This is a genomic window from Stenotrophomonas sp. (genome assembly GCF_032066555.1).
Taxonomy (GTDB): Bacteria; Pseudomonadota; Gammaproteobacteria; order Xanthomonadales; family Xanthomonadaceae; genus Stenotrophomonas.
In genome coordinates this window covers 58,039-83,457 of record NZ_DAMBKV010000016.1, presented here as the reverse complement: position 1 = coordinate 83,457, position 25,419 = coordinate 58,039, and the positions used below count along the sequence as shown (strand labels likewise).

Below are 25,419 nucleotides of genomic sequence, written 5' to 3'. Positions count from 1 at the left end.
GGGAGGGCTGGGGAGGGGTGGCCTTTAAGGCCTTTCCGACTTTGCCGGGAAAGCCCCTGCCGAGCATGGCTCGGCACTACACATGCGGGGCGGTTCGCGCCACCATCGACGCCAGCTCTCCGGAGATACCGTCGATGCGTGGATTGATCCTGCTGTTGTTGTTGCTTCCCAGCTGGGCCGGGGCACAAACACCGGCAACGCTTGAACAAGCCGATACGGCGTGGAACCAACTACGCCTGCAAGGCGACGCCAAAGCGCTAGCACCACTGCTTGCTGAAGACTGGCTGCTCACCCATTCCGACGGCCGCGTGCAGCACAAGGCCGACTATCTGCACGAGCTGACTACACGTCAGCGCCGCAACACCCGCATCGACAACGAAGACGTGCAGGTCCGCCTGCATGGCGATACAGCGGTGATCACCGGCACCAGCGTGCAAGCCGCCATCAGCGATGGCAAACCCTGGGAAGGCAGGTTCCGCTTCACCCGCGTCTGGCTGCTGCGCGACGGCCAATGGCAGATGCTGGCCTCGCATTCCTCACGGCTGGTGGAGACCGCGCAATGAGCATGCCCGACTTCATCGAGGTCTACGACAACGCGCTGAGCAATGCCGACTGCGCCGCCATCGTCGAACGCCTGCGCCACAGCACCCAGCTCAAGCCCGGCCAGGTCGGCAGCGGCGTGTTCCCTGAACTCAAGCGCAGCCACGACCTGCGCATCAGCGGCAACGAGGGCTGGCGCGATGTCGAGCAGCGCCTGCAGCAGGCAGTGTTCAGCGGCATGCTGCATTACCTGCGGCGTTATCCACAGGTGCTGATTTCGCCATTGATGCTGCAGGTAGCCGATGCCGGCGGCCAAGCGCGACGATTGAGTGCAGATGATTTCCATGGCATGGACGACGCCGCGCTATCCGAACTCGCGCGTACCTGCCTGCGTCCTGGCGCGATCAACCTGCAGTGGTACACAGCAGGCGAGGGCGGCTATCCCTATTGGCACTGCGAGCTGTTTCCGCGCGATCCCGGCGGCGAAACCCTGCACCGCCATCTACTGTGGACGCTCTATCTCAATGACGGCTTCGCAGAGGGCGAAACCGAGTTCCTGTTCCAGCAGCGCAAGGTGGTGCCTCGCACCGGCAGCCTGCTGATTGCGCCGACCGCCTTCACCCACACCCATCGCGGCAATCGTCCGCAGGGTGGGGACAAGTTCATTGCGACGAGTTGGATCTTGTTCCAGTCGGCGCAGCGCTTGTATGGCGAGACGACAGGCCACGGCGCTGCATGAGATTACTCCCGCTCGCTCTGAGTTCTCTGTTGTTGTCGGCCTGCGCTTGTCCACCGCCTCCAGAGATGAAACACGCCCCACCTGCGGTCAACAGCTTTTGTGAGCGCCACATCGGTGTTCCTCAGCCCGTTTCCCTCAGCGAGCTTCTCGCAAACGGCCAACAGTACGAAGGGCGCGCTGTCTCCGTCGCGGGCTACTACTCGCATGGTTTCGAATATTCCGCGCTGTATTCAGATGCAGGCGTGGATATCTACGCGCGCGATTACACCAAAGGCATCTGGATCGATGGCGTCTCACCTTTCTTCGTCGAGAAGGAAGCCCATGTACTTCTAGCCGGGGTCTACACACAAAAATCCGGAGGTCACCTGGCCCGGTGGCCGGGCAGTCTCTGCGTCGTGCAGATGAGGCCTGCATCCTGAGCAATGTGCCCTTGGTAGAGCGGAGCCATGCTCCGCTGGGGCTCTACCGGTCAGGCATCTGCCGAGCATGGCTCGGCACTACAGAGACTGCTGCAACCTTGCGTCATCACAGAGGTGCCCACCAATGAAATGGCTTGCGTTGTTTGCGCTGCTGGTAGTTCTTCTCAATGTGATAGCGAGCATCTTTGTCTTCCGCATCGACGGTCAGACCGGTACGCAACGCCTGCTCCAACTCGCTGTGGTCTGGCTGTTACCGGTCATTGGTGCGGTGCTCTGCCTGGCATTCGCCACATCCTTGCTGCCTGCCGCTGCACGCAGCCAGGCAACTGACGCCGGCATGATGGTTGGCGATATCCCCAGCCATCATGCCGGCGGAAGCGATTGCGGTGATGCAGTGTCCTGCGACGGAGGTGGCGGTGATGGCGGCGGGGACTGATAGATCTGCTTGCCTCATATCTCGTCGTAGCAGAGATCGTCCGGGTCAACGCCGACATGATCCGGCGAAGGCAGCTCCCGCAAACGTACTGCTGCGATCTCTTTCTTCCCCAACAGCAATGCCTTGGCCGCGCGATGCATGCCATCCATCACCCGTCCCTGTGGGCAGAGGATGATCGGATACTGCAGGTCCGCTGCTTCAACCAGCTGCATATGCTCGATTACCTGCCTGCATGTCGGGGGCCGTGAATCGGCGTCCCACCAATAAGCTTCGTCCAGCTCGGCGACCGCTGATAGTGCGATGTAGGAAACGGGAAGATCATGGCTCAGTGCGATCAAACGATGCACGTCCCAGGCCAATAAACCTGCCTCGCTTTTACGGAAGTGGTATTGCCTCCGCATGAATCGCTCCGACTGCAGAATTCAACAGGCAGCGTAACCCACCAACTGTAGAACAACGCCACACCCGACAGAGGCATTACCGGCAATGCCCTGAATGCCTTGTAGGAGCGGCGTCAGCCGCGAAGCTGGTGATCCAACCGAGGTGGAAAAGATGCTCGCAGCTTCATTGCTGTCGGCTTCGCGGCTCACGCCGCACCCACAAGTGACATTGCCTGCTGCCGAGCATGGCTCGGCACTACCGGCGGGGCTTAGAACAACTCGCCTTGCAGGGACGGTTTCTTCGGGGGCAGCGGTGCAATGAACTTGCTGCAGTCCAGCCATGGCCATTGCTGTCGCGATGCGTTGAAGCCCAGGCGCTTGCTGGCCAGCTTGAAGCGGTTTGCCAGCAGGTCGGCATACACACCCTCACCGCGCATGCGCTTGCCGAACTGGCTGTCGTAATCCTTGCCGCCGCGCAGTTGGTTGATGGTGCTCATCACGTGTTCCGCGCGCTGTGGGTAGTGCGCATCCAGCCAATCGCGGAACAGCGGTGCCACTTCATACGGCAGCCGCAGCAGTACATAACCCGCGCTGCTGGCACCGGCATCGCGCGCGGCCTCCAGCACCGATTCCAGTTCAGCGTCGTTGATCCACGGAATCACCGGCGCCACCATCACGCCGACCGGGATCCCGGCATCACTCAAGCGGCGCATCGCACGCAGCCGTGCATGCGGTGCCGAGGCGCGCGGTTCGAGCTTGGCTGACAGATGCGGGTCCAGCGAGGTCACCGAGAAGTGCACGCTGACCAGTTGCTGCTCGGCCAATGGCGCCAGCAGGTCCATGTCGCGTTCGACCAGGGCGTTCTTGGTGATCAGCGAGAACGGATGCCGGGTTTCCTGCATCACCTCGATCAGCTGGCGGGTGATGCCCAGCTTGCGCTCGATCGGTTGGTAGGCGTCGGTGTTGATGCCCAGCGCGATCGGCTGCGGTACGTAGCCAGGCTTGGACAACTCGCGCCGCAACACTTCGGCCGCATTGGTCTTGGCGAAGATCTTGGTTTCGAAATCCAGCCCCGGCGACAGGTTCAGATAGGCATGCGTGGGCCGGGCGAAGCAGTAGGAGCAACCATGCTCACAACCGCGATATGGATTGACCGATTGGCTGAAGCCCACGTCCGGCGAGTTGTTGCGGCTGATGATGCTGCGCGCGGTTTCCGGGCGCACATCGGTGCGCAACCGGGCGGCGGCGAATTCCTCGCTCTCATCAACCGCCCAGCCGTCGTCGACGGCTTCGCTGGTCTGGGTTTCAAAACGGCCGGGCAGGTAGGTGCTGGCACCGCGGCCCTTGATCGGGGTAGGCATATGCCTACGCTAACGCGCGGCTGTCGCAGGATCTGCGACGCCGCGCATTCAGCCAGCGCGCGCTTCAGCCGGCCTTGGGCTTGATCACCAGGGTGGCGCTCATGCCGGCGCTGAGCACCGCATCGGTCGGCACCGAGGCCGGATCAATGCTGACCCGCACCGGCACGCGCTGCGCCAGCCGCACCCAGTTGAAGGTGGGCTCGACCTCGGCCAGCAGGTTGCTGCTGGTAGGGCCGGCCGCATCGGCAATACCGGTGGCGATGCCTTCGACCTTGCCCTGCAGGTGCACGCCACCGGCCATCAGGCGGATATCCACCGCGTCACCGCGATGGATCTTGGGCAGCTTGGTTTCCTCGAAGTAGCCATACACCCACATGCCTTCGCTGGCGACCAGCGCCATCCGTGCCTGGCCGGCAGCGGCGTAGTCGCCAATCCGCACGTCGAGGTTGGTGATGGTGCCGTCGGCGCTGGCGCGCACTTCGGTGCGGGCCAGCTCAAGCTGCGCCTGCTGCAGCGTCACCCGCGCCTGCTGCAGGGCGGCGCTGGCTTGCTGGCTGCTGGCGCTGGCAGCGTGCGCACTGGCCTGTGCCTGCTTCCAGCTGGCCTGTGCTGCCTGCGCCACGGCGCGGGCATCGGCCTGCGACTCACGTGAGACGATGCCGTCGAGCTGGGCGCGGCGCTGGGCCTGTTGCTGGCGCATCTGGTATTCGGCCTGGCTGGCACTGGCACCGGCACTGGCGGCGGAGATCGATGCACCAGCAGCGCGCGCAGCGGCTTCGGCGGCCTGCAGATCGGCTTCGGCCTTGGCCACGGCCAATGCATAGCGGTCGCGGTCGATGACGAACAGCAGATCGCCCTTCTTCACCAGTTGGTTGTCATGCACGGCCACCTCTGTGACCAGGCCGGACACATCCGGCGCAATACGCACCACTTCCGCACGCAGCCGCGCATCGCGCGTCCAGGGCCTGAGCATGTATTGGTGCCAGACCACATAGGCAAGCACGGCGGCAAGCAGCACCACCACGCTGGTGACACCCCCTCGTATCAGGCTGGCGGTTTTCATCGAAACATCCTCAATCAGGAAAAGTGGGGCAGGAACAGCAGCAGGGCACTGCAATAGATGCTGGCGAACAGGGCCACGCGCACCATCGAGGGGTGCAGCGCGCGGCGGTACAGGCCGACCCGGCCCAGGCCGTAATCGAGCAGGCCGAACACCGGCAGCAACAGCACCACCAGCACCAGCGCGCCGGGGAAATAGATATCGCCGATGGATACTTCAAACGGCATGGCGGGCCTCCTTCAGGCGTTGCTGGCGACGGGAACGCTGCACGTAGGCGGCCAGCACCGAGGCGCTGTCGTCCAGGCTCATCTGCAGCAGGTAAAGGTGATCACGTACCGCGCGCAGCGTCTGCGGTTGTGGGCCGGTCAGCTCACTCAGCGCGGCCTGCACGCTGGCCTTGGCATCGCGCAGGGTGCGTGCCTGCGGTTCGCGGTAGAGCTGGCCGAGCAGTGCCAGCGCCTTCTCAATCTGTACGTGCAGCGTGGCTGGCAGTTGTTGCTCGGCCAGATCGTGGCGCAGGTCGATCGCACAATGGCCGGCTTCATGCACCAGCAAGGCCCACTCGAACAATTGCCGTGACGGCCGGCTGCCCGGCGCGGTGCGGCTGGCTATCTGTTGGAACAGTTCGCGGCTGACGCTTTCAAACTTCGGCAGCAAGCCGGACAACGGCGCGCTCACCGCCAGTTGCACCTGTGCGCGCAGGCGCTCCAGCAGCCGGCGCTGGCGTTGCTTGCTGCCGGGCAGGCCCGGCACCAGCATGAACACGCCGGTGGCGATGAAGGCACCCACTGCCAGCGTCAGCGAGTTGTCCAGATAGGCCTGTGCGCTGGGATGGAAATGCGGCCCCATGTTCCATGAGACCAGGATGCCGACGTTCAGCGCCATGCCGATCACCGCGAAGCGCGGCCGGGTGGAGATGTACAGCGAGGCGATCATCGACGGCAGGGTCAGCAGCACCAGCATCGGGAAGTCCGATCCCAATGCCATCGCGATGAAGCCGGGTACCGCAAAGAACGGCGCTATGACATGGCCGATGGTGGCCCGACGCACTACCCACAACGGGTCTGGTGCAGCCGAAGACATCGCCACCAGCGCGGCCATGCCGAACACCGCCAAGCCGCCCTGGTTCCAGCTGCTGCTCAACCACAGCAGCGACAGCGCCAGCATCACCACGAAGCAGCGCACCGCCGCCAGCGCGATTGCGTACCAGTCATTGGCGCGGGTGAAGCGCACCTTGCCCAGGCGCGGGGCATGCCCACGCAGGCGGCCGTTGCCGGTCTCCATGCGCGCCTTGGCGGCAAGATAGGCCTGCAGCTCTTCGGCGAAGCGGCGCACCAGCAGCGCGCTGGCGTCGAAGCGACCTTGCTGGGCCACCGGCAACGCGCGCCGTTCCTGGGCGAAGGCCGCATCCAGCTGCTGGCACCACTGCTGCATGGCCTTGGCCAGGGCCGGCACGTCATCGCGCAGGGCGCTGTCGTCCAACAGCTGCGACAACGGCTTCAGGCTTGCCCGGATGGCCGCGACCAGGCTTTCGTCCTTGCTTCGCTGCAGGCGATCGATGTGGTGGTGCAGCGCCTGGAAGCGTGACGTGGCAGCCATGAAGTGCTGGTTGATCAGCTTCAGCTGGCCGTTGCTGCTGCGCAGGATCGGATCATCAAACCAGGCCATGGCGCGCAGGTCTTCGAAGTTGATCGCGCCTTGCACCACCCGGCTCTGGGTGCGCTCGATCACCTCGAAGCCCTGCAGCCGTCCACCGATGGCATCGGCAACAAAGCCGAGGAAGTCGTTGAGGTTGCCGTCATCCGCCGCGCGCAGTCCGGCACGCAGTCGGTTGGGCCACAACACGTCGAACACCACGCTGGTCACCGCCATGCCCAGCAGCACTTCGCCGGTGCGCTCCAGCGCGCTGTTGAGGATATTCTGCGGGTGGTTCAGCACCGGGAAGACGATCATCGCCACGGTGTAGCCGGACAGCACGAAACCATATGAAGCCATGCCCCGGCTCCATACCGAACCACCGGCACAGAAACCGGCCCACAATGCCATCGCCGTCACCAGCATCACCGGGCTCTGCGGGAACAGCGAAACCATCAGCACGGCCATCGCGCAGCCCACGACCGTGCCGAGGCCGCGGTAGAAGGCCTTGGCCAGCACCATACCGGTATTGCGGTTCATCACCACCAGCACGGTGATCATCGCCGTGCCCGGCGAACTCATGCCCAGCCGCATCGCCAACCAGCCGGACAGGTACAAGGCCACCAGCACCTTGCCGATGTAGGCCCACACCGCGCGCTCGCCACTCATGGCCTGGGCGACGGTCCGCAGCAACGTGTTGGGGGACTTCTGCGCGCCCGGCGCGTACTCAGCCGGTCGTGCACTCATGGCCGCTGTTCCAGCCCCATCAGGATGCGGGTCAGCACGGTTTCGGTCTGGCGCAGTTCCGCCGGCTCGACGCCGCTGAAGAACTGCTGCAGCTGCTGGATCACCGCCGGCATCACCTGTTCGATCAGCTGCTCACCGGCCGGACTCAGCCGCACCACCAGCTTACGCCGATCCTCGGCGCTGGGCTCGCGGCTGACCAGACCCTTGGCCAGGAGCTGGTCGATCAGACGGGTGACATTGGAGGACTTCTCGCTGGCGGCCTCGCTGATCTCCGACGGGCTGAGGCCACGCTCGGAGCCGTCCAGCATCATCAGCACGTTGTACTCCGGGTGGGAGATGCCGTAGTCGCGCATCAGCTGGTTGCCGTGGTCGCAGAACAGCTTGTGCACCAGCTTTATCAGCCGCGCCAACATGGCCTGGTCACGCGGGAAGCCGGGATGGCGGGCGCTGCTGATCGCCAGCTTCTGGTCGATGCTGGCATAGCCGCCGGCGGCGGGAAGGGGTTTATCCATCCCGGTATATTACATTTATGTATAAATTGATGCAATGCACAAGTTGGAACCCGCTTTTTGTGGGAGCGGCGTACGCCGCGAAGCTGAAAATCCCACCGCGCAAAGTGCATACCCGATTCCATGGCCGCCGAGCGCTTTCGGCGCTGGATCCAGCAGTGGTTTCGCGGCTGACGCCGCTCCTACAAAAACAGGCGGCCCCTGCCGTCATTGGCCATGGCTAGAATCGACGGATGCGCGAAGCCCTCCAAGACCTGTGGACAAGTCTGTCCAGCATTCCCCACGTCGCCCAGATCCTGGCCGTCGCCTATGTCACCTATCTATTGGTGCTGGCCTGCTACATCGTGCTGCAGAAGCGCGAGCCGGTCGCCACCCTGAGCTGGATCCTGTCCCTGGCCGCGCTGCCGTACATCGGCCTGTTCGTGTTCTACCTGTTCGGCCCGCAGAAGATCGTGCGCCAGCGCCTGCGCCGCGGCCGCTCGCGCGAGGGCATGAGCACCTATGACGCGGTATGCCCGCCCGATGCCAGCTGTACCGAACTGGCGCGGGTGGGGCAGGCCACCACCGGGCTGTCGCCGAGCACCGCAACGGATGTCGATTGGCTGCTGGATGGTGCGGCGACCTATGCCGCCATCATCGACGCCATTGGCAAGGCGCAGCGCCACGTCAACCTGGAGTACTACATCTTCGAGCCCGACCACGCCGGCACCGCCATGCGCGATGCGCTGGTGGAACGTGCCCGCGCCGGCATCAAGGTGCGCCTGCTGCTGGACGCGGTAGGTTCGTCGAAGGTCCGCAAAGCCTTCCTGCGGCCCTTGCTGGATGCCGGTGCGGAGATGGCCTGGTTCCACCCACGCCAGCTGCTCAAGCCGCTGAAGCGACCTTGGTTGAACATGCGCACCCACCGCAAGCTGGTGGTGGTGGATGGCAACGTCGCCTTTACCGGCGGCATCAACGTCACCGATGAGGAAGACGACAGCCGCAATCCCAATGCCTACCGCGACCTGCATATGCGCATTCGCGGACAAGTTGTGCACAGCCTGCAGCTGGTGTTCCTGGAAGACTGGATCTACGCCACCGGTCAGGGCGCCGAGTTGTTCGAGCGCGTCGACCTGTTCCCGGCCGACGTGCCGACCCGTGCACAGGGCAGCATCGACGCGCAGGTGCTGGTGTCCGGCCCTGATTCCGCATGGGAGCCGATCCATCGCCTGCATGTGGCGGCCATCCAGGAGGCAAAGCATCGTGTGTGGCTGGTGACGCCCTACTTCGTTCCCGGCGAGGCCGCACGGATGGCGCTGACCTCGGCCGCACTCGGCGGCCTGGATGTACGGCTGATGGTGCCCAAGCAGAGCGACTCCAGGTTCGTGACGCTGGCTGCACGTTCCTACTTCGACGAGCTGCTGGAAGCCGGCGTGCGCATCTTCGAATACGGCCCGCGCATGCTGCACAGCAAGGCCTTCATCGCCGACGACGATACCTGCATCGTCGGCACCGCCAACTTCGACCATCGCAGCTTCCGGCTCAATTTCGAGCTGTCGATGATGTATACCGACCCCAAGCTCACCGGCGAGCTGGAAGCCATCCTGCAGGCGGAGTTCGACAGCGCCGGGGAGGTACAGCCCATCCGCGACCGCTCGTTGTGGCGCAAGCGTCTGCCGGAAGCCTTTGCCCGCCTGGCCTCGCCCCTGCTCTAGGCGCGGCCGGCTGGAAATCCGTGCCTGCGGGAGTTGCCGGCGGGAGATGCCGGCGGCGTGGCCGTCTCGCCTGGTCGGAACCGCCATTTGACCGGTACAGCCGCCAGGCGCGAATCCCTGCATGGAATCGGCGCTGCCAGCGCCGTTACACTGCACACCTCTGTCGGGGAGATCGTCATGTACTGGTTGTTCCTACTACTCGCACTTGGGGCGTTTTTTCTGGCCTTTTCCACCACGCATGCGTGGCTGTTGGTGCTGGCGCTGCTGGCCGCCTTGCTGTTTCTGCTGGCGTGGGCAAAAGGACTGTATGTGGCCCGCTTTGGCAGCGTGAACACGGTGCCGCGCCCGCTGCACGCCGCCGAGCTGCAGGCGCTGCGTGCGCAGTTGCAGCCCACCGCCAGCCCTGACCCAACAGCGCCGACCGTGCAGGCAACTGCAACGCCTTCGGCCAGTTCCGGCGACCGCGAGCTGCCGCAGCCATGACCGTGCTCAGCGTCAACGTCAACAAGATCGCGGTGCTGCGCAATTCGCGCGGCGGCAACGATCCGGATGTAGTGCGTGCGGCAATGACCTGCCTGCGCGCCGGCGCGCACGGTATCACCGTGCATCCGCGCCCGGACCAGCGCCACATCCGTGCAGCTGACGTGCTGACGCTCTCTGCGCTTACCCAGCAGCATGGCGTTGAATTCAACATCGAGGGCAACCCGTTTGCGCCACCGCGTGATGGCTACCCGGGCTTGCTCGAATTGTGCGAACAGACCCGTCCGGCGCAGGCGACACTGGTGCCGGATGGCGACGGCCAGCTGACCTCCGACCACGGCTTCGATTTCGCCCGTGACGGTGAACGCCTGCGCCCGCTGATTGCAACGCTGAAGTCGTACGGCTGCAGGGTGAGCCTGTTCGTCGATGCAGACAATCCGGATATCGCCCAGGCCGCCGTACTGGGCGCCGATCGCGTCGAGTTGTACACAGGCCCCTATGCCGAAGCGTATGCGGCGGGTGATCCGTGGCAGGCACTGGCGCAGTTCGCCGATGCAGCCCGTCGCGCGCAGGCTGCAGGGCTGGGCGTCAATGCGGGCCATGATCTGTCGCAGGCCAACCTGGCCGCGTTCCTGTCCCACGTTCCCAACGTGCTGGAGGTCTCCATCGGCCACGCCTTGATCAGTGAAGCGCTCTATACCGGCCTGGAAGCGAGCGTGACAGGCTATCTTGCAGCCATTGCCGAAGCCGAAAGCCTGAGCCGCTGATCGCCGGTGGCGGGGCAGGGCCAGGGTCGCGGCGGTTGAGCATGCGCCGCCGCAAACCGTTGCTCTGGCCTATGGATGGGCGTGTAGCCCACAGAACGTTCCCGCGCGGCACAACGGGATGAAATTGCATCCACACACTTATCCACATACGTTTCCACAGCGTTTGGTAGGGATATTGCTGAACCGCTAAGCGTTGTGGATAAAGCGTTTGAGCGCTCCCTGCATGCAGCAGCAATCGGTGAGGCGCCCCCTGCTAGTGCTTCGTTGGGAGGCTTATCCACAGGCAGAAACCCGCAGAACGAGCTTCTTGGGGAGCCGATCCCGGTAGTCCCCGCTGGTGGGAGAACGCCAGTGGATCGTTGGATGTCACGCTGCTCGCACTCGGCTGATACCTGCCCTGACAGATCCGGGCCGGTAAAGTGCGACTCCGAAAGGTCGCCAAATCACCCTCAATTCGGCGCTATTTCGGCGATTTACTGAAATATCGGCTACTTCAACGGTCAAGGTCTTGCAGTTGCAAATGGCCAGTCGCGGCGCCTCCCCGTCCTGAGCGCGGGCCGCCCCTGCAACATGCCGATACGCCGGCACCGTCCTGGTTTGCCGCAAAACATCCATAGCAGCCTGGCTTATCCACAAGCTGTAATCGCGGTCGCAAGGGCGAGGGTATGAGTGATGCGCGTCCATTGTTCTTGCAGAAGCACCCACACGCCGCGACGGCACTGCACGCTTGCCGATCACAAGATCGGGCGACTTCCACGTGGATCATGGCAATGTAATCCACAGGCGGGGCAGGGTGATCCACCGCTTTGTTGGGATAACTGAGCGCTGATCTATCCACAGAGGGATGTGGACAAGCGTGCGCGCTGCGCAGGCAACTTATCCACATGCCGGGATCGATCAGGAAAGGGCGCTGATCTCTCGCCGCGATGCCCGGCAGATCGCGGCGACCAGTGTGCCGCAGGGCATACGGCAGGCGGTTGTGCCGCTCCAGAAAGGCAGCCGCGCATGCGCCGCCGTTCCGACAAGTGGGTAAGGCGCCTAGTCGCTTTCATTGAAGCGCTGCGCGCAGCAGGAACATTGGCGCAGCGCATGCAGCAACGCCCAACAGAGGCCAAAAAAAACGCCCTCCAAAAGGAGGGCGTTTTCCAGTCGCGTCATGACTTGGTGTTGCAATGTTGCTTACTGCACGAAGCCAATCTTCTTCATCTGAGCGTTCTTCGCCTGGGCCAGGATCTTGGCCATGACGTCGTACTCCGAATCCGGGCTTGCTTCGATGCGAAGTTCCGGCTGGTTGGTCGGATCCTTCTGTACTTCTTCTTCCATCTTCTGCTGCAGGTCGCCCACGTTCACCGGACTGTTGTTCCAGTAAACCTGGTTGCTGGCGTCGACACGCAGGTCGATCGGCGGCGGCGGCTCACGCAGCTGCGGCGGCGGGTTGATCACACGCTGCGGCAGATCCACGGCGATCGGGTACGTCATGATCGGCGCGGTAACGATGAAGATGATCAGCAGAACCAGCATCACGTCCACGAGGGGCGTGACGTTGATGTCGGCCATTGGGCCCCTGTTTCCACCACTACTGAATGCCATGGCTTATTGCCCCTTTTCTTTGGTGGCAACGAAACCGACGTCCAGCATGCCCTGGCCCTGCGCGATCTTGGTGACCTCGTTGATCACCTTCATCTTGGTGGTCTTGTCACCACGCAGGTTCAGCGGCGGCTGCGGCGTCTGCTGGGCAGCAGTCGCGAAACGCGACTCCAAGGTCTCCTTCGAGACCTCTTCGTCGTTCCAGTAGAGCTTGCCGTCTTCCTTGACCGCCACCGTAATCGGATTTTTGCGATCAGGCGCATCTTCCGGATTCTGGATCAGGTTGGCTTCCGGCAACTCCACCTTGACCTTGTGGGACATCAGGGGAGCCGTGATGATGAAGATGATCAGCAGCACCAACATCACGTCCACGAGGGGAGTGACGTTGATGTCGGCCATCGGGCCGCTGCTGTTACCACTACTGAAAGCCATAACGGGCTCCGTCTATATCGTTGCGAAGACTTACTCGACGTGCCGGATTAGCGAACGCGCGAACCGGTGGCGAAGAAGTCGTGCAGATCGTGAGCGAAGGTGTCGAACTTGCTGACAGTCGCGCTGTTGATCTTGCTGAAGAAGTTGAAGGCGAACACGGCCGGGATAGCCACGAACAGACCGATGGCGGTCATGATCAGTGCTTCACCCACCGGGCCGGCAACGGCGTCGATCGAGGCCGAACCGGTTGCACCGATCTTGATCAGCGCGCCGTAGATGCCCCACACGGTACCCAGCAGACCCACGAACGGAGCGGTTGCACCGACGGTGGCCAGCAGGATCATGCCGCCCTGCAGCTTGTTGGATTCGCGGGTCACGGCCTGACGCAGGGCGCGGTCAACGAATTCCGAACGGCTCAGGGTTTCCGAAGCACCAGCCTGCTGGTGGTGGGCAGCAGCCTGGGCTGCGTCCAGAGCGATCTTGGAGAACGGCTCCGAAGCCGGCTGTTCTTCCATGGCGCGGATGGCGTCCTGTGCGTTCGAGGCATCCCAGAACTGCGACGGCACGCGATCAGCAGCCGACTTCAGGCGAGCGGTGCGGAAGATGTTGATGACGGTCCAGTACCAGGACATGGCCGACATGATCACCAGGGTCAGCAACACCACCCAGGAAACGGCGAAATCGCCCGGCTTGGTGGTCATTTCGTGGATCAGATGCTCGAAGCCCATCTGCGAGAGAGCGTTGTTTGCGTTGCCCCCGGCAGCAGCGGCGATGAAAATTTCCTGCAGCATGACGCTTACCTTTGTTGTGTGTGGTGTTAAAGGGTGTAGCTAATGTTGACCTGACCTGGTGGCGGCTATCGAAGCCGCCCCCTGGATCAGCTCAGCGCAAAGTTGACCGGGACGCGGACGCGACCAGCTGCCTTCGATCCACCGCTCTGGGCGGGGTTGAACTTCCACTTGCGCGCCGCTTCCATTGCAGCTCGGTCGAGGTCGCGGTTGCGGCTGGACTTCTCGACAGACACATTGGTGACGTTGCCGCTGGCATCGACATCAATGATCAGGATGACCTCGCCCTGGATACCGGCACGGAATGCAGCCGGCGGGTAACGCGGCGGGTTCATGGCCTTGGACGAGATGTCCACGCTGGCCTGGATATCAACCGGCGGTGACGGCGGGGCAGGCGGAGCCGGCGGCGTAACCACGTCGTTCGGACGCGGTTCCGGCACGTCGATCACCGGTGCTTCCGGTGGCGGCGGCAGCGGCGACTGCTTCGGCGGAGCCAGATTCTTGACCGGCGGCGGCGGGGTATCCTGCGGCGGCGGCGGCGGCGGCGGCGGCGGTGGCGGCGGCGGAGCGTCGACCAACGTCACCATGACGTTGCGTTCCTTCTCCGCAGCTGCCTTGGGGGCAACGGCCGGAATCAGGAGCATCATCAGGGCTGCGAGATGCAGTGCGATTACAAATGCGATACCCGCGATACGGGGCCAGCTCAGGCCCGTTTCTTTCTGGGTGTCATACCTGTGGTGGAAGACCAGTTGTTCCGTCATGCGCCAAGAACTCTTTAGTGGGGTCGGGGTGGTGGTGTGAAGCCACCCCTGATTCAGCGGTGCATGACACCGCAGGAACCTCCAAGCTTATACCAATCCTGACCAGCTGCGCATCTAAAATGCAGCTGTTCAGGCGTTATTCCTGCTTACTTCAGGTTGATGATTTTGTTTGCATCAGCCGGGTTTTTGATGCCCTTGGCCAGTGCGTCACGCGCGGCCTGCTTGGCTTCGGGAATACGACCTTCCGAATGCAAAACCCGGGCCAGATTCAGGTACGTTTCACCGTCCTTGGACAGCGGGGCCGCGTTCCTCCAGGCTTCGATCGCCTGCGGCACCTGCTCGGTGTAGTAGTACGACTGCGCCAGCGCCAGATAGGTCTGGTAGTCCGGCTTGAGGATGCCCTTGGAGATACCCTCGTTGATCACCGCAATGACGTCCCGTTCCTTGTTGTCGGTGTTGGCGTAGATCGAATACAACTGCTTGTATTCGCGCTCTTCGGTGAGCTGTCCAGCCGCGCGCAGCTTGTCCATCACTGCGGCAGCCTTGTCCATCTGGTCGGCCTGCATGTACATGCTGGCCAGATTGAGCTGGGCCTTCTTGTCGGCCGGATTCTTCGCCGCCAGTGCCTCGGCTTCCTTCACCGCTTCACCGGTCTGGCCGGCTTCGGAGTAGGCGGCCATCAGCAGCTGGTTCCAGTTGTCCTTCGGCTCGGGCGAGGCAGCGATGGCCGCCTTCAGCACCGGGATCGCCTCGGCGTACTTTTCACTCTGGTACAGCGCCTGGCCCTTGATGATCAGTTCTTCGGGCTTGTTCGACTTGGACTCGGCGAAGTACTTGTCCAGGTTGGCCAGGCCTTCAGCCAGCTGGTCGTCCTGCAACTGCAGCTGGGCCAGCATCAACATCGCCTGGAAGTGGCCATTGTTGTCCAGCTGGTTCAGCGCGATCGCCTGCTGCAGGTACTGCTTGGCAGCGGCGTTGTCGTCAAGGTTGTAGGCACCCTGCGAGGCCAGCTGGTTGGCGACGGCCTTGTCGTAATCATTGGCATCGGGCGAGGCGAGGATTTCATCAGCCAGCGTACGGGTCTCGGCGTACTCGCTCTTGTTGTAGGCGGCAAACAGCTTGTTGAGCTTGCTGGCCATCTTCGAGGAGGCCTTGCCCTTGGGTTCGACACGGGTGGCTTCCGGGAACAGGACTTCCGCCTTTGCGCTGTCCCTGTTGCCACGACGCTCCGAGGAACGCGACTGTGCCGCAGCGTCAGCGATGACGACACCGCCCAATGCAGTGGCGATCAGGATGGAGAGCACGGCGTGCTTTTGGCTGCGGAAGATCATGTTTCACCTCGAAGGGGCCGCCGTGGCGGTAGAAATTCAAACTGTCGGAACGAAACCGAGCACACAAACGTATCAGAAATTATTTGACGGAGAAATCACTTCCGATTGTGTACTGCACAAAAACCCTACCCTCAGCCGCAGCGTGGGACTACACCAGAGCGCCTCGCCTGCTGATATACAGGTTCAAGCGCAGGGGTATCGCGTTGCAACTCACGGATGCGGTTGGCCGGGTCCGGGTGGGTGGAAAGCCACTGCGGGGAGCGATTTCCGCTGGCAGCCATCATGTTCTGCCATAGATTCACCGCTTGTGAGGGGTCAAACCCGGCCTGTGCCATCAGGCGTTGCCCCACCACGTCGGCCTCACTTTCCTGGGTCCGTGAACCGGGCAGCAGGATCAGGCCTTGGGCGCCCATGCCACCGAATTGATTGACCGCGCTGGCGGCGGTATCGCCGTAGGCGGCACCGGCCAATGCCCCGAGGATGCCCAGCCCGAGCTGGGTGCCCTGCTGCCGGGTGAGGCGTTCTTCGTGGTGGCGCGAAATCACGTGGCCAATCTCGTGGCCAATGACCGCAGCCAGCTGATCCTGGTTCCTGGCGACGGTGAAGATGCCGGTGTTCACGCCCACCTTGCCGCCGGGCAGGGCGAACGCGTTCGGTTCCTTCTCGACGAATACCGCGGTTTCCCACCGTACGCCATGGTATTGCTGCGGCAACTGCGCAACCAATGCATTCACCACGCATTGCACGTAGGCGTTCTGCTTGGCATCGCGGTTGAGGGTCTGCTTGGCCTTGGTTTCAGCAAAGGCCTGGGCACCGAGTTGATCGAGCTGTTGCTGCGAAACACCGCCAACGACCTGGCGCCGCCCGGTGGGAGAGGTTGTGGTTGCGCACGCGCTGAGCAGCAGCGCGGTAATTACGGCTAGTCCGATGGCTTTCATCAGGGATCCCCTCGTTCACATCTGCAGTGTGCGAGTGTCTTGCTTAATTTTTCGTCAACCGGTGCCGGCGTTATTGCGTGCCCAGCAGGACCATGGCGGCAAGGGCAATCGCGTTGTTCACCGCGTGCGCGACCACCGGCGCCCACAAGGTCCCGGTCTTGCGATACACCCAGGCAAACGCTGCCCCCATGCCGCCGTAGATCAACCACAGCTGCAGCATCGCCGGGAAGCTGTTGGGGCTGGTGCCGGGGATTTCATGCACCAGGGCGAAAGCGGCGCTGCTGAGCACGATACCCAGCAGGGGCCGCCCGGCCGCCCACAGGCGCCCAAACAGCACGCGCCGGAACAGCAATTCTTCATAGGCCGGCGCCAGCAGTACCGCAAAGGCAATCAGGAACAGCGGGTATTGCGCCCATGCCTGCTGCATCAACAGCAGGTTGGTGGGCACCGGCTCCACCCCCATCTGCTTGGCGGCCCAACCAATACCACTGCTGCCAAGAAATACCCCGGCAGCGACCAGCGCGGTCCAGCCCCAGGTCGAGGCACGACGTACTGCCTGATGCGATTGCGCACGTTCTGCCGGGCTGGCACGGCGACGCAGGAAGTACAGCAGCAGCGCAGCACCGCCGGTGGAAAACAGCGCGATCAGCATCTGCGCCAAGGCACCTGGCGTGCCCAGCGAGTTGGCCAACGCCGCCGCCCCCTGGGTGTTTCCCTCACGCGCAGCCTGCATTCCGACCTCGAAACCGCGGCCCAGGCCCCAGGCCAGTCCGCCCAGCACGCTGAGGAACAGCAAGGTGGCGATGCCGATCAGCAGGTCCAGGCTGAAACCGAGCAGCGGCGATCCGTTGGTGGGCGTCGGCGAGGAGGACGGGGAGAGCGGCACGTCGGGGAGGGTGGACATCGCGGACCTGGGAGTAGCGCGGAAAAAAGGTGGGCGCCGTTGTCGGCGCCCACGCGGATTGCTGCTCTGGATCAGATATCCAGATTCGTGACCTTCAAGGCATTGCTCTCGATGAAATCACGGCGTGGTTCCACCACGTCGCCCATCAAGGTGCTGAAGATCTGGTCGGCTTCCACCGCGTCTTCGATGCGGACCTGCAACAGACGGCGGGTATCCGGGTTCACGGTGGTATCCCACAGCTGTTCCGGGTTCATCTCACCCAGGCCCTTGAAGCGCTGGATCTGGCGACCCTTCTTGGCCTCTTCCATCAACCAGGCCTGGGCCTGGGCGAAGCCGGTGATCTCGGAGGACTTGTTGCCGCGGTTGATGGTGGCACCTTCGCGCACCAAGCCATGCAGCAACTGCGAGGCCACATGCAGCTGGCGCAGTTCGCCGGACTCAAAGGCAGCCAGCGGCAATACCTGGGTGTGTTCCTCGCCCATGTGACGACGGGTCACCAGCACGGCGGCCGGGCGGTGCTCGTTCGGCTCCTGCAGCACCAAGGTGAAACGCGGCGTCCCCAGGCTGCCCTGGTTCAGACGCTTGGCCAGGGCCTCCAGTCCTTCACCTTCCGGTGCGGAGCGCAGATGCTCCAGGTCCATCGGAGTGAAATCGACCAGCGCCTCGAGCAGGCTGCGATCGTAGCGATGCGCGTTGCGGGCAATGGTTTCCTGCGCCGCTGCATACGTCATCAGCAGCTTCTCCAGCGCCACGCCTTCGATCGGGGGCTCGCCGGCAGCCGGAATCAACGCCGCGTTTTCCACTGCGTTGTTGGCCAGGTAGGCGTCCAGCGCCGGGTCGTCCTTCAGGTACAACTCGGTCTTGCCCTGCTTGATCTTGTACAGCGGCGGCAGGCCGATATACACGTAGCCACGCTCGATCAGCTCCGGCATCTGCCGGTAGAAGAACGTCAACAGCAGCGTACGGATGTGCGCACCGTCGACGTCGGCGTCGGTCATGATGATGATCTTGTGGTAACGCAGCTTGTCCGGGTTGTACTCGTCACGGCCGATGCCGGTGCCCAGCGCGGTGATCAACGTACCGACCTGGTCGGAGGACAGCATGCGGTCGAAACGCGCACGTTCCACGTTGAGGATCTTGCCGCGCAGCGGCAGCACCGCCTGGTTCTTGCGGTTGCGGCCCTGCTTGGCCGAGCCACCTGCCGAGTCACCCTCGACGATGAACAGTTCGGACAGCGCGGGATCCTTTTCCTGGCAGTCGGCCAGCTTGCCCGGCAGGCCGGCGATATCCAGCGCGCCCTTGCGGCGGGTCAGGTCACGTGCCTTGCGTGCGGCTTCGCGCGCACGGGCGGCATCGACGATCTTGCCGGCAATGGCCTTGGCTTCGTTCGGGTTTTCCTGCAGGAACTCTTCAAGCTTTGCGCCGAAGGTGCTTTCCACCGCCGGCTTGACGTCCGAGCTGACCAGCTTTTCCTTGGTCTGGCTGGAGAAGCTGGGGTCAGGCACCTTCACCGACAGCACCGCGATCATGCCTTCGCGCATGTCGTCGCCGGTCAGGCTGATCTTGGCCTGCTTGGCGACGCCGTTCTGCTCGATGTAGTTGTTGAGCGTACGGGTCAGCGCGGCACGGAAACCGGCCAGGTGGGTACCGCCGTCCTTCTGCGGAATATTGTTGGTGAAGCAGTACATCGTTTCCTGGTAGGAATCGGTCCACTGCAGCGCGGCCTCGACCACGATGCCGTTGGTTTCGCCGGTCACCGCGATCACGTTCGGATGCAGTGGGGTCTTCACCTGCGCCAGGTGCTCGACGAAGCTTTTGATGCCGCCTTCGTAGTGGTAGTCGTCGCGACGGCCTTCGCCGCGCTCATCCACCAGGGTGATGTTGACGCCGGAGTTCAGGAACGAAAGTTCGCGCAGACGGCGCGCCAGGATTTCGTAATGGAACTCGACGTTGCCGTGGAACGCCTTCACCGACGGCCAGAACCGCAGCACCGTACCGCGGCGGTCACTGGTTTCCAGTTTGTTCAACGGGGTCAATGCAGCACCGTCGCTGTATTCCTGCTGGTAGTGGAAACCACCCTGGTAGATATCCAGCATCAGCTTCTGCGACAAGGCATTGACCACGCTGACGCCGACGCCGTGCAGGCCGCCGGAAACCTTGTAGCTGTTGTCGTCGAACTTGCCGCCGGCGTGCAGGACGGTCATCACCACTTCGGCAGCGGAGACTTCGCGGTCGAGCTTCTGGCTCATCTGCGCATGCTTGCCGACCGGGATACCGCGGCCGTTATCGGCCACCGATACCGAACCGTCGGCATGGATGGTGACCAGCACATTGTCGGCGTGACCGGCGAGGGCTTCGTCGATGGAGTTGTCGACAACCTCGAACACCATGTGGTGCAGGCCAGTGCCGTCATGGACGTCGCCGATGTACATACCGGGACGCTTGCGAACAGCCTCCAAGCCTTCCAATGCGGTGATGCTGTTGGCGTCGTAATTGCCGTTGTTGACCGGGGTGTTCTGTTCTTCGCTCATTGCGCTTGCCGTAGGCTCCGCAGGTCATGCGCCGTTCCGGGGAACAGGCATGAGAGATAGGGGATGACGTTCCGATTATACCTGCCGGGGGAACTTCCGCCCTGAAGGCTCAACTTGCGGCCTTGATGGTGCCATGTTCCACGTGGAACACAGCCGCCGGCTGCAGTTCTGCTTCCAGTGCGGCCGGTGTTTCGGTTGCCGTGATGAAGATCTGTGCCGGTGTTGCAGCCAGGAATTGCAGAACGCGCTGCTGGTGATTGCGATCCAGCTCCGAGCCAAGGTCATCCAGGGCGATTACCGGCCATTCGCCGCGTTGACTGGCGTAATCGTCTGCCTGACCCAACAAACAGGCCAGGGCAGTGAGTTTGGCTTGCCCGCGCGATAGAGCATCTCGGCCAGGGATCTGCGTGAAACCAACGCTCCAGTCGGCCCGGTGTGGCCCCACCGAGGTATAGCCTGCACTACGGTCGCGCTCACGGGCCAGCAACAAAGCATCGCCCAGCGACATTTCGTGCCGGCGCCAGCCCGGCTGCAGTTCCAGGGCACTCAATTGCAGCCCAGGTGCAAGATCTGCAGCAATTGCGACCGCCCGCTCCTGCAGGCGTTCCAGATAGTGCTGGCGACGTGAGGTGAGGGGAGTTCCGGCTTCAGCCAGCTCCCAATCCCAGGCATCCAACTGTTTCCCGGGCGCGCCCATCTTCAACAGCGCATTGCGCTGCTTCAACGCCCGCGTGTAACGCCGCCACAGGGGAAGGAAGTCAGGTTCCACGTGGAACAATCCCCAATCGATGAAGCGTCGCCGGGGTTCGCTACCGCCACTGACCAACGCATGGCTGCCTGGTTCAAAGGTAACAACGGCCAACGCAGCGCAAAGATTGCCCAGTTGAGCCACATCTTCGCCGTCCAGACGGCCCTTCCAGGCCTGCCCACTGTGTCGTAGGCCGGCACGCCGCGTAGAAACGCCCAATTCTGCGTCGCTACGCTCCTGCCATTCGACAAAAACGTCCAGATTCTCGGCGCCTTTCTGCACCAGACCATCGCGCACGCGGCCACGGAAGCTGCGGCCGTAGGCCATCAGGTGCAGGGCTTCGAGCACGCTGGTTTTTCCCGCGCCATTGGCGCCGGTGATCAGATTGATGCCGGGGCGGGGGGCCAGTTCCACTGAATCGAACCGACGCACGCGGTTCAAGGCAACACGGACGATATGCATTGACGCTCGAAAGAAAGCACGACGCCAGCACGGGAGCCGTGGCTGGCCATGCGCAGCTTAAAGCATCCGTCCGGTTTGAGCAGGCCAAGCCTGCGCGCTGCCATTCCCCCGATCCACACCACGTGGAACATCGCAAGATTTCTTCAAATCTGATCGATGGGCACGGCAGTACCGCTGCAGATTTCACGAAATCTCGCGCTTTCAGGGGCCGGTATAGGTCGGGGTACAAACCCTGTGTATAAGTTGGGCAATCTGTGGATAAATTTGGGGTTGATAGCCCATCCAGGCCTTATCCACAGATATCCACAGGCTAGAAGCCCTGTTTTACAGGGGGTTTCGGCACCAATAACCTTTTCTAAAACAACAACTTAAACTAGTTTTACATAAAATCTGCTCCTACCATCACCACCAAGCTTTTGATTTATTCTCAGATTTAAAGCATAGAGCTGAGAAAACCGGCAACCAGGAAAGGCGAAAAGCCAGAGCTTTGAATCCTTCAATTCTGGTGCCTGGGATCCAGGCCTCCGCTTCAGATTTCAAGAAATCCGGGCCCGGCCCGATTTGAACTCCGAGCTCGCGCTGTCCTCTGTTCCAGACAACGCTTTCACAGCTCCAGATTTCTTGAAATCTGATCCATCGCGCAGGGTTCCTGGCCTGGAATTTCAAGGTTCACGCTGTTGGCTCAAGTCCCGCGTTTGGGCGTCGCGTTGGAATCAGCGAAAGCAGGGGGGAAACTTATGCGGCTTCGAGCGCTACGGATTCAGTCCCGCTGCGCGCAACCGCGATCTTCACCCCACCAGGCGCGTTCCACGGCAGGGGATACGCTTGCAGGGTAGGGCTTGCACGGAGGACCAAGCTTCGAGCTGCCACTGCAGCGATCGGGCAAGAACTCCAGCAGGGGAGGTTATGCCCTTAGAAATCGCAGATCCGAGCGTTTTTCCGATTGAAGCCGGTATCTGGTCGCAACAGCGGAATCATTGCCAACCACATTGCCTGGCCGAAACCTGGGATTCCGCAGCCTGAAGATTGGCCGCTTCTCCTTGCACGGCGAAAAGCGACAGGCCTGGCTGAGCATCCAGAACCCCGTGACTTGTGGGGCATCGGCTCATCTGTTCCACGTGGAACCTCAGCCGGAAACAAAAAAAGCCCGGCAGTAAGCCGGGCTTCTTCGTGTTCCACGTGGAACCTGCAGGTCAGAGACGCAGCGGCATCACCACGTGACGTGACTTCTCGCTGCTGGCTTCACGCACCAGTGCCGAGGAGTTGGAATCACGCAGCTGGATGACAACATGCTCATCGCGCAACGCCGACAGCGCATCGAGCAGGTAGTTCACGTTGAAGCCGATAGCCAGGTCGCTGACCGTGGTGTCGGCCTCGATTTCTTCCTGCGCTTCTTCCTGCTCCGGGTTATGCGCGCTGATCTTCAGCTGGCCCGGGGTCACTTCGACGCGAACACCGCGGTACTTCTCGTTGGAGAGAATTGCCGCACGCTGCAGCGAAGCGCGCAGGGTTTCGCGCTCGACCTTCACTTCGCGGTCGGCCCCGATCGGAATCACTGCTTCGTAATCCGGGAAACGGCCGTCGATCAGCTTCGAGGTGAAGGTGACATCGTCGCGCTTCATGCGCACGTGGCTACGGCCAACTTCCAGCTCGACTTCGCGCTCGCCGCCTTCCAGCAGACGCTGCAGTTCGGTCACGCCCTTGCGCGGCACGATGATCTGGCGCTTGGCGCCGTTATCGTTTTCCAGTGCGGTTTCGCACAGGGCCAGACGGTGGCCGTCGGTGGCAACGCAACGCAGGATGCTGTCGCGCAGGTCAAACAGCAGGCCGTTGAGATAATAGCGCACGTCCTGCTGCGCCATCGCGAACGCCGTGCGTTCGATCAGTTCCTTCAACGCGGCTTCCGGCACGACAACGCGTTCGGTGGCTTCAACCTCGTCAACCGACGGGAAGTCGTTGGCGGGCAACGTGGCCAGGGTGAAACGGCTACGGCCAGCCTGGACCGTGATCTTGTCGCCCGTCTGCGAAACCGTGATGCGGCTGCCATCGGGCAGGGCGCGGATGATTTCGAACAGCTTGCGCGCCGGAATCGTGGTTTCGCCGTCCTGGGCGTCTTCGACCGCAATGCGGGAGACCATTTCCACTTCCAGATCGGTACCGGTCAGCGAAAGCTGGCCGCCCTGAACCTGGACGAGGAAATTAGCCAGAACCGGCAGGGTCTGACGGCGTTCAACCACGTTGACGACCTGGGCCAACGGCTTGAGAAAGGCTTCGCGCTGCAGTGTGAAACGCATGTGGTTTCGTGCCCCTATGCTTTTAAAAGATGTGGATTAAATCAAAAGCTTGGTGGTGCTGGTAGAGCCAGATTTGGTTTAAAACACACCCAAGTGTTTGTTTTTAAAGGTTTTATTGAAGCTGAAACCCATGTATTACTGGTCCTGAGCAGGTGGGTGAACCTGTGGATAATTTTGATCCGGATCTGCCGGCCAATTTTATCCACAACTTCCCCAGAGCCTGCCCCCGAATCATGCACCGTTTTGTGCGATGACGCCGCAGTGGCGTCGGTGCATCATTCGCTGCACTTCCGGCCCAGACCTCGTTGCCCCAATGGTTTTCCCACCTGTTTCATCGATGAGCGTTTCCACAGGGCAGCGCCGGGGCTTACTCGCTGAGCTTGCGGATCAGCTTGTCCCAGTCCTCGCGCAGCTTGCCGTCGGTTTCCATCAACGTGCGGATCTGCCGACAGGCGTGCAGCACCGTGGTGTGGTCGCGGCCGGCAAAGGCGTCGCCGATTTCCGGCAGGCTGTGTTCAGTCAGTTCCTTGGTCAGCGCCATGGCCACCTGGCGTGGACGGGCCAGGGAACGGGTGCGCCGCTTTGACAGCAGATCCTTGATCTGCAGGCCGTAGTAGTCGGCAACCGTTTTCTGGATATTGGGGATGCTGATGGCTTGTTGCTGGGCACGCAGCAGATCGCGCAGGGTTTCCTGGGCAAACTCGGTGGTGATTGCGCGGCCGGTGAAATTGGCGCGGGCAGTCAGCGTATTGAGCGCACCTTCCAGATCACGCACGTTGGAGCGCATCTTCTTGGCGATCAGGAAGGCCACGTCGTCCGGAATCTCGGCGCCGCGTTCGCGGGCCTTGGCCAGCACGATGGCAGCACGGGTTTCAAAGTCCGGCGGCTCGATGGCCACCGACAAACCCCAGGCCAGGCGCGATTTCAGGCGGGCTTCCAGGCCTTCCACTTCGCGTGGATAGCGGTCGCAGGTCAGGATGATCTGTTGCTTGCCATCGAACAACGCATTGAAAGTATGGAAAAACTCTTCCTGGGTACGGTCCTTGCCGGCGAAGAACTGGATGTCATCGATCAGCAGCGCGTCGACCTGCTGGAACTGGCGCTTGAACTGGTCCATGGTCTTTTCCTGCAGCGCACGGATCATCGCGCTGAAGAACTGTTCCGACCGCAGATACAGCACTTTTGCCGCCGGATTGGCCTGGCGCATGGCATTGCCTGCGGCCAGCATCAGGTGGGTTTTACCCAGGCCGGTGCCGCCGTACAGCAGCAGCGGGTTGTGCGCACGATCGCCCGGCTTCTGCGCCGCCTGGAATGCCGCCGCCAGACCGAGCTGGTTGCTGCGGCCTTCGACGAAATTGGTGAACGTGTAATGCGCATCGAGGTTGCCGTTGAACGGCACGACGGGAGCGGCAGGCACGGAACCGGTGCTTGGGGCGACCAGCGGCGCCGGCTCCGGTGCCCGCGGACGCGAGCCGATTTCGAGGATCACCTCGCCAAAACCGGCGAAATGGGTCAGCAGTTCGCCGATCCGCGACAGGTAGCGTTCGCGCACTTGATCGACAATAAAGGCGTTGGGCGCGTACAGCACAAGGCTGTCTGCGCGTTGGTCGGCCTGCAGCGGCTTCAACCAGGTGTGGACATCTTCGGGCGGAAATTCCGCCTCCAGACGTTCAAGACAACGTGTCCAGGCATCCATCAGCAATAATCGTCAAAGGCTTGCCAGCCGGGCGCAGAAAGCCGCCGGGCCACAGGCCGGAAGGGGGAAAGTGGATGGCTCAGACTACCACCGCCGGCCCGATGCGGGAATGCTTGTCCCGGTTTTATTCACAGGCTCATCCACAAGATGTACACCGGCCTGTGGATAGCTTTGTCAAGC

The 25,419-nt window shown here is 62.4% G+C and carries 24 protein-coding genes; 7 read left to right on the top strand and 17 right to left on the bottom strand.

Going from position 1 to position 25,419, the window contains the following annotated elements; translation table 11 throughout:
• Positions 1 to 134: 134 nt before the first annotated feature.
• The 4 genes from RT131_RS15885 to RT131_RS15870 all read left to right on the top strand — a co-directional run bounded on the left by RT131_RS15885 (position 135) and on the right by RT131_RS15870 (position 2,134).
• Complete coding sequence (locus RT131_RS15885) at positions 135 to 563, top strand: nuclear transport factor 2 family protein (protein WP_313173751.1); 429 nt, start codon at positions 135 to 137, stop codon at positions 561 to 563.
• Positions 560 to 1,279 (top strand): 2OG-Fe(II) oxygenase, encoded by a 720-nt coding sequence (locus RT131_RS15880; RefSeq protein WP_313173750.1) that lies wholly within the window; start codon positions 560 to 562, stop codon positions 1,277 to 1,279. Before RT131_RS15885 ends, RT131_RS15880 begins: the two co-directional genes overlap by 4 nt.
• Positions 1,280 to 1,344: 65 nt before the next feature.
• Positions 1,345 to 1,698 (top strand): hypothetical protein, encoded by a 354-nt coding sequence (locus RT131_RS15875; protein WP_313173749.1) that lies wholly within the window; start codon positions 1,345 to 1,347, stop codon positions 1,696 to 1,698.
• A 124-nt stretch (positions 1,699 to 1,822) separates the two neighbouring features.
• Entirely contained in the window at positions 1,823 to 2,134 is a 312-nt protein-coding gene (locus RT131_RS15870; protein ID WP_313173748.1) for a hypothetical protein, read from the top strand.
• A gap of 14 nt (positions 2,135 to 2,148) precedes the next feature.
• On the opposite strand, the gene RT131_RS15865 is transcribed toward RT131_RS15870, so the two are convergent.
• The 6 genes from RT131_RS15865 to RT131_RS15840 all read right to left on the bottom strand — a co-directional run bounded on the left by RT131_RS15865 (position 2,149) and on the right by RT131_RS15840 (position 7,829).
• The gene (locus RT131_RS15865) at positions 2,149 to 2,535 is read right to left on the bottom strand and encodes a hypothetical protein (RefSeq protein ID WP_313173747.1); all 387 of its coding nucleotides are present in this window, start codon (positions 2,533 to 2,535) and stop codon (positions 2,149 to 2,151) included.
• Positions 2,536 to 2,783: 248 nt separating this feature from the next.
• Positions 2,784 to 3,875 carry a PA0069 family radical SAM protein gene (locus RT131_RS15860; RefSeq protein ID WP_313173746.1) on the bottom strand — a complete coding sequence of 364 codons (1,092 nt, stop codon included), beginning with the start codon at positions 3,873 to 3,875 and terminating at the stop codon, positions 2,784 to 2,786.
• 64 nt (positions 3,876 to 3,939) lie between these two features.
• Positions 3,940 to 4,938 (bottom strand): HlyD family secretion protein, encoded by a 999-nt coding sequence (locus tag RT131_RS15855; protein ID WP_313173745.1) that lies wholly within the window; start codon positions 4,936 to 4,938, stop codon positions 3,940 to 3,942.
• A gap of 14 nt (positions 4,939 to 4,952) precedes the next feature.
• Entirely contained in the window at positions 4,953 to 5,162 is a 210-nt protein-coding gene (locus RT131_RS15850; protein ID WP_313173744.1) for a DUF1656 domain-containing protein, read from the bottom strand.
• Positions 5,152 to 7,317 (bottom strand): FUSC family protein, encoded by a 2,166-nt coding sequence (locus tag RT131_RS15845; protein WP_313173743.1) that lies wholly within the window; start codon positions 7,315 to 7,317, stop codon positions 5,152 to 5,154. The genes RT131_RS15850 and RT131_RS15845 overlap by 11 nt, the downstream gene beginning before the upstream one ends.
• Positions 7,314 to 7,829, bottom strand: a complete 516-nt coding sequence (locus RT131_RS15840; protein ID WP_293706688.1) for a MarR family transcriptional regulator — start codon at positions 7,827 to 7,829, stop codon at positions 7,314 to 7,316. The genes RT131_RS15845 and RT131_RS15840 overlap by 4 nt, the downstream gene beginning before the upstream one ends.
• Positions 7,830 to 8,059: 230 nt before the next feature.
• On the opposite strand from RT131_RS15840, the gene cls reads away from it, so the two are divergent.
• The 3 genes from cls (at position 8,060) to RT131_RS15825 (ending at position 10,767) form a co-directional block, all read left to right on the top strand.
• Positions 8,060 to 9,520: a cardiolipin synthase gene (gene cls / locus RT131_RS15835; RefSeq protein WP_313173742.1), complete on the top strand. Its 1,461-nt coding sequence runs from the start codon at positions 8,060 to 8,062 to the stop codon at positions 9,518 to 9,520.
• Positions 9,521 to 9,697: 177 nt separating this feature from the next.
• Positions 9,698 to 10,003: a hypothetical protein gene (locus RT131_RS15830; protein ID WP_313173741.1), complete on the top strand. Its 306-nt coding sequence runs from the start codon at positions 9,698 to 9,700 to the stop codon at positions 10,001 to 10,003.
• Positions 10,000 to 10,767: a pyridoxine 5'-phosphate synthase gene (locus RT131_RS15825; protein WP_313173740.1), complete on the top strand. Its 768-nt coding sequence runs from the start codon at positions 10,000 to 10,002 to the stop codon at positions 10,765 to 10,767. The genes RT131_RS15830 and RT131_RS15825 overlap by 4 nt, the downstream gene beginning before the upstream one ends.
• Before the next feature lie 1,179 nt (positions 10,768 to 11,946).
• Here RT131_RS15825 and RT131_RS15820 read toward each other — a convergent pair.
• From RT131_RS15820 to dnaA, 11 genes are all read right to left on the bottom strand, one after another.
• Positions 11,947 to 12,357: a biopolymer transporter ExbD gene (locus RT131_RS15820; RefSeq protein WP_282268368.1), complete on the bottom strand. Its 411-nt coding sequence runs from the start codon at positions 12,355 to 12,357 to the stop codon at positions 11,947 to 11,949.
• A gap of 3 nt (positions 12,358 to 12,360) precedes the next feature.
• Entirely contained in the window at positions 12,361 to 12,786 is a 426-nt protein-coding gene (locus tag RT131_RS15815; protein ID WP_282268370.1) for a biopolymer transporter ExbD, read from the bottom strand.
• A gap of 47 nt (positions 12,787 to 12,833) precedes the next feature.
• The gene (gene exbB, locus RT131_RS15810; RefSeq protein ID WP_313173739.1) at positions 12,834 to 13,577 is read right to left on the bottom strand and encodes a TonB-system energizer ExbB; all 744 of its coding nucleotides are present in this window, start codon (positions 13,575 to 13,577) and stop codon (positions 12,834 to 12,836) included.
• A gap of 86 nt (positions 13,578 to 13,663) precedes the next feature.
• On the bottom strand, positions 13,664 to 14,221 hold the full coding sequence (locus RT131_RS15805; RefSeq protein ID WP_313173738.1) for an energy transducer TonB: 558 nt from the start codon (positions 14,219 to 14,221) through the stop codon (positions 13,664 to 13,666).
• 260 nt (positions 14,222 to 14,481) lie between these two features.
• Positions 14,482 to 15,666 carry a tetratricopeptide repeat protein gene (locus RT131_RS15800; protein ID WP_313173737.1) on the bottom strand — a complete coding sequence of 395 codons (1,185 nt, stop codon included), beginning with the start codon at positions 15,664 to 15,666 and terminating at the stop codon, positions 14,482 to 14,484.
• Between the two features lie 131 nt (positions 15,667 to 15,797).
• Positions 15,798 to 16,604 (bottom strand): M48 family metallopeptidase, encoded by an 807-nt coding sequence (locus RT131_RS15795; RefSeq protein ID WP_313173736.1) that lies wholly within the window; start codon positions 16,602 to 16,604, stop codon positions 15,798 to 15,800.
• Between the two features lie 70 nt (positions 16,605 to 16,674).
• Positions 16,675 to 17,508: a CPBP family intramembrane glutamic endopeptidase gene (locus RT131_RS15790; RefSeq protein ID WP_313173735.1), complete on the bottom strand. Its 834-nt coding sequence runs from the start codon at positions 17,506 to 17,508 to the stop codon at positions 16,675 to 16,677.
• A 71-nt stretch (positions 17,509 to 17,579) separates the two neighbouring features.
• Positions 17,580 to 20,039, bottom strand: coding sequence for a DNA topoisomerase (ATP-hydrolyzing) subunit B (gene gyrB / locus RT131_RS15785; protein ID WP_313173734.1), 2,460 nt, complete (start codon positions 20,037 to 20,039; stop codon positions 17,580 to 17,582).
• Positions 20,040 to 20,148: 109 nt separating this feature from the next.
• Entirely contained in the window at positions 20,149 to 21,249 is a 1,101-nt protein-coding gene (gene recF, locus RT131_RS15780; RefSeq protein ID WP_313173733.1) for a DNA replication/repair protein RecF, read from the bottom strand.
• A 1,193-nt stretch (positions 21,250 to 22,442) separates the two neighbouring features.
• Positions 22,443 to 23,543: a DNA polymerase III subunit beta gene (gene dnaN, locus RT131_RS15775; protein ID WP_313173732.1), complete on the bottom strand. Its 1,101-nt coding sequence runs from the start codon at positions 23,541 to 23,543 to the stop codon at positions 22,443 to 22,445.
• A 367-nt stretch (positions 23,544 to 23,910) separates the two neighbouring features.
• Positions 23,911 to 25,239: a chromosomal replication initiator protein DnaA gene (gene dnaA, locus RT131_RS15770; protein WP_313173731.1), complete on the bottom strand. Its 1,329-nt coding sequence runs from the start codon at positions 25,237 to 25,239 to the stop codon at positions 23,911 to 23,913.
• Positions 25,240 to 25,419: the final 180 nt, after the last annotated feature.

What these genes read in the sequence shown, in the direction of transcription:
- RT131_RS15885 (WP_313173751.1), top strand. Translation starts at nt 135, where the DNA reads ATGCGTGGATTGATCCTGCTGTTGTTGTTGCTTCCCAGCTGGGCCGGG.
- RT131_RS15880 (WP_313173750.1), top strand. Translation starts at nt 560, where the DNA reads ATGAGCATGCCCGACTTCATCGAGGTCTACGACAACGCGCTGAGCAAT.
- RT131_RS15875 (WP_313173749.1), top strand. Translation starts at nt 1,345, where the DNA reads ATGAAACACGCCCCACCTGCGGTCAACAGCTTTTGTGAGCGCCACATC.
- RT131_RS15870 (WP_313173748.1), top strand. Translation starts at nt 1,823, where the DNA reads ATGAAATGGCTTGCGTTGTTTGCGCTGCTGGTAGTTCTTCTCAATGTG.
- RT131_RS15865 (WP_313173747.1), bottom strand. Translation starts at nt 2,535, where the DNA reads ATGCGGAGGCAATACCACTTCCGTAAAAGCGAGGCAGGTTTATTGGCC.
- RT131_RS15860 (WP_313173746.1), bottom strand. Translation starts at nt 3,875, where the DNA reads ATGCCTACCCCGATCAAGGGCCGCGGTGCCAGCACCTACCTGCCCGGC.
- RT131_RS15855 (WP_313173745.1), bottom strand. Translation starts at nt 4,938, where the DNA reads ATGAAAACCGCCAGCCTGATACGAGGGGGTGTCACCAGCGTGGTGGTG.
- RT131_RS15850 (WP_313173744.1), bottom strand. Translation starts at nt 5,162, where the DNA reads ATGCCGTTTGAAGTATCCATCGGCGATATCTATTTCCCCGGCGCGCTG.
- RT131_RS15845 (WP_313173743.1), bottom strand. Translation starts at nt 7,317, where the DNA reads ATGAGTGCACGACCGGCTGAGTACGCGCCGGGCGCGCAGAAGTCCCCC.
- RT131_RS15840 (WP_293706688.1), bottom strand. Translation starts at nt 7,829, where the DNA reads ATGGATAAACCCCTTCCCGCCGCCGGCGGCTATGCCAGCATCGACCAG.
- cls (WP_313173742.1), top strand. Translation starts at nt 8,060, where the DNA reads ATGCGCGAAGCCCTCCAAGACCTGTGGACAAGTCTGTCCAGCATTCCC.
- RT131_RS15830 (WP_313173741.1), top strand. Translation starts at nt 9,698, where the DNA reads ATGTACTGGTTGTTCCTACTACTCGCACTTGGGGCGTTTTTTCTGGCC.
- RT131_RS15825 (WP_313173740.1), top strand. Translation starts at nt 10,000, where the DNA reads ATGACCGTGCTCAGCGTCAACGTCAACAAGATCGCGGTGCTGCGCAAT.
- RT131_RS15820 (WP_282268368.1), bottom strand. Translation starts at nt 12,357, where the DNA reads ATGGCATTCAGTAGTGGTGGAAACAGGGGCCCAATGGCCGACATCAAC.
- RT131_RS15815 (WP_282268370.1), bottom strand. Translation starts at nt 12,786, where the DNA reads ATGGCTTTCAGTAGTGGTAACAGCAGCGGCCCGATGGCCGACATCAAC.
- exbB (WP_313173739.1), bottom strand. Translation starts at nt 13,577, where the DNA reads ATGCTGCAGGAAATTTTCATCGCCGCTGCTGCCGGGGGCAACGCAAAC.
- RT131_RS15805 (WP_313173738.1), bottom strand. Translation starts at nt 14,221, where the DNA reads ATGATGCTCCTGATTCCGGCCGTTGCCCCCAAGGCAGCTGCGGAGAAG.
- RT131_RS15800 (WP_313173737.1), bottom strand. Translation starts at nt 15,666, where the DNA reads ATGATCTTCCGCAGCCAAAAGCACGCCGTGCTCTCCATCCTGATCGCC.
- RT131_RS15795 (WP_313173736.1), bottom strand. Translation starts at nt 16,604, where the DNA reads ATGAAAGCCATCGGACTAGCCGTAATTACCGCGCTGCTGCTCAGCGCG.
- RT131_RS15790 (WP_313173735.1), bottom strand. Translation starts at nt 17,508, where the DNA reads ATGTCCACCCTCCCCGACGTGCCGCTCTCCCCGTCCTCCTCGCCGACG.
- gyrB (WP_313173734.1), bottom strand. Translation starts at nt 20,039, where the DNA reads ATGAGCGAAGAACAGAACACCCCGGTCAACAACGGCAATTACGACGCC.
- recF (WP_313173733.1), bottom strand. Translation starts at nt 21,249, where the DNA reads ATGCATATCGTCCGTGTTGCCTTGAACCGCGTGCGTCGGTTCGATTCA.
- dnaN (WP_313173732.1), bottom strand. Translation starts at nt 23,543, where the DNA reads ATGCGTTTCACACTGCAGCGCGAAGCCTTTCTCAAGCCGTTGGCCCAG.
- dnaA (WP_313173731.1), bottom strand. Translation starts at nt 25,239, where the DNA reads ATGGATGCCTGGACACGTTGTCTTGAACGTCTGGAGGCGGAATTTCCG.